Origin of the sequence: Longimicrobium sp., assembly GCA_036387335.1 — a bacterium.
Taxonomy (GTDB): Bacteria; Gemmatimonadota; Gemmatimonadetes; order Longimicrobiales; family Longimicrobiaceae; genus Longimicrobium.
In genome coordinates this window covers 1-2523 of record DASVTZ010000141.1, presented here as the reverse complement: position 1 = coordinate 2523, position 2523 = coordinate 1, and the positions used below count along the sequence as shown (strand labels likewise).

Annotated in this window: 2 protein-coding genes; one reads left to right on the top strand and one right to left on the bottom strand. The window is 75.0% G+C overall.

Annotation, left to right across the window (positions count from 1 at the left end):
• A partial coding sequence (locus tag VF647_13275) for an HMG-box domain-containing protein (protein HEX8453067.1) occupies positions 1 to 335 on the bottom strand: 335 nt, incomplete at its 3' end.
• 189 nt (positions 336 to 524) lie between these two features.
• On the opposite strand from VF647_13275, the gene VF647_13270 reads away from it, so the two are divergent.
• Positions 525 to 2288, top strand: a complete 1764-nt coding sequence (locus VF647_13270) for a hypothetical protein (GenBank protein HEX8453066.1) — start codon at positions 525 to 527, stop codon at positions 2286 to 2288.
• Positions 2289 to 2523: the final 235 nt, after the last annotated feature.

Genomic DNA, 2523 nt, shown 5'->3' with positions numbered 1-2523 from the left:
CCCGCCGCATCCAGGAAGGCCGAAAGGAGCGGGACGCGCTCCTTCAGGTGGAACGCCATCAGCAGGTCGACGATGATGTCCTCGCTGAGCGGCGCCCGCAGCGTGGCTTCGGCGATCTGCGGGACGCCCCAGCTCTGCGCCGTCGCGGCGCGCACCTTCAGCACCTGCGCCAGGTGTCCGCGCAGCGCCTGGGTGAAGCCTGCGCCGCGGTCCGGTCCCGACGCCGCGCGGATGGCGAGGACGCGCTCTTCGGGGGTCATCGCGCGCCAGATCTTGCGGAGCCGCCGGGTGCGCTCCGTGACCGCGGCGGGCGGGGTGAAGCGAGGTGCGCTCATTGGGCGATCTTCTTAGTAAGTGGGGTTGAAGTGACCGGACAGGCTACAACCCCGGCCCGGCAGGCGCAATCGTGAGGCGCCCGCGTCAAACTGGAGCATCGTGGTGCGTTACAGACGTTCGCGGTGGCGCGGACGGTGCAGCGCCTCCCCATCCGTGGCCGTAACGCCCCCTGGCCGGAGCTTCCCTGGATGCGATCCCTCACCGCTGCACTGGCGCTCCTCGCGCTCGCGGCGCCCCTGCAGGCGCAGCGCTCACCCCTGCGCGCCATACCGGACGCGCCACGCGTCACCGCGCGCCAGCAGCGCGCCGACTCCATCCGGGCGCTCCGGCTGGCCCGCGGCGCGCAGGCCGAGTTCGAGCGCATGCGAGCCCGGCACCTTCCCTGGACCAACCAGCGCTCATCCGGCGCCGGGCGGTGCGACGAGGTGATCGGGCGCTTCTGCCTCTGGTACGACGAACCGGAGACGGAGTGGACGCCGCCGCCCGAGCCGGAAGGGCTGGTACGCGCGCGCACCCGTGCCCTGGCGCGCCTGGCCGAAGCCGCCCGCCGCGCTCCCGGCGACGAGTGGATCGCGGGGCAGCGGGTGCGCTACCTGGTGGAGGCCGGGAAGAAGCAGGAAGCCCGCGACGCCGCCCGCGCATGCCGCGCCGCCGGCTGGTGGTGCCGCGCGCTCGAAGGATACGCCGCGCACGCCGCCGACGCCTACGCCTACGCCGACAGCGCGTTCGGCGCCGCGCTGGCCGCGATGCCGCAGCGCGAGCGGCGCGAGTGGCTGGACCTGGAGCCGATCCTGGAGGCGGACGACACCCGCGCGCTCCGGCGCATGGACCCCGCCGCCCGCGACGCCGCCACGCGGCGCCTCTGGTGGCTCGCCGACCCGCTCTGGATGGAGCCGGGGAACGACCGCAAGACGGAGCACTTCGCCCGCCTGGTGCACGACCGCCTGCAGGACCGCGCCCGCACCACCGAGGGCCTCGCCTGGGGCGACGACCTGCGCGAGATCGTGCTGCGCTTCGGGATGCCGACCGGGTACGAAAAGATTCGCCCCGAGATGTGGCAGTCCTCCACCACAGGCGGGATGGTGGTGCACTATGCCTCTCACGGGCGCGAGTTCCTCCCCCGGCTGGACGAGAAGCAGCCCTTCGGCGCCACCCCGCCTGACGGCGAGCGGCTGCTGAGCAACCGGGCGCGCTCCAGCTACGCCCCGCGCGGCATCTCGCGCCTCGACACGCTGGCGCACCAGGTGGCCGTCTTCCGCCGCGGCGACTCGGCGGTCGTGATCGCCGGGCTGGCGCTCGCGAAGGACAGCCTGCCGCCGTCGCCGCGCACCGAGGCCGGCATCGTCCTGGCCGAGAGCGACAGCGCGCCCGTGTGGATGAGCACGGCGCAGGTGGCCGGCTCCACCGCCGTTCTGCGCGTGACTGCCCCGCCGCGCACGGCCATGTTCAGCCTGGAGGCCCGCGAGCTGGCCAGCCGCCGCGCTGGCCGCGCCCGCTATTCGCTCCCCCTGGACCGTCCGCGGGCGGGCGGCGTGTCGCTCTCCGACGTGCTCCTGCTGGCGGACCCCATGGCGCATCCCGAGACGCTGGACGAGGCCGCGCCGCTGGTACGCCCCGGCACGCGTTTCCGGGCGGGAGACCGGGTGGGGCTCTTCTGGGAGGTGTATCGCGACGCGCCCACGGCGGACACGCTGCGCGTTTCGCTGGCGCTGGCCCGCCGCGCGCCGGGCGGCGTGCGCCGCATCGCGGAGCGGATCGGTCTGGCCCCCACCGCCGCCCCCGTCCGCATGCGCTGGACGGAGGAGTCGGGCGGCGCCGCGCTCCTCCCCCGCTCTACCACGGTCGCCCTCCCCCAGCGCCTCCCCCCGGGCGAGTACCTGCTGGAGGTGACCGTGCACCCCGCCGCGGGGCCGCCGGTCACGGCGACGCGGGCGTTGACGGTCGAGCGGTGAGGGCATCGCAGGGCCCGCGTAGATCGTTGTGCGGCGCGGGGTTCGGCGCGGGGGCGGGCACGGGCAGCCACGTGGGGCGGCCCCTACGGGGATGGTGCACGGGGGGCGGGGATTGGGGTGGGGGCGAGGGTGGGCAGACACGCAGGTCTGCCCCTACGGGTTTGGGTGCATCGGGCGGGGAGCGGGGCGGGGGCGAGGGCGTCCAGATCGATGCATTTCGGACGCCGAAGGTCTC

What these genes read in the sequence shown, in the direction of transcription:
- VF647_13270 (HEX8453066.1), top strand. Translation starts at nt 525, where the DNA reads ATGCGATCCCTCACCGCTGCACTGGCGCTCCTCGCGCTCGCGGCGCCC.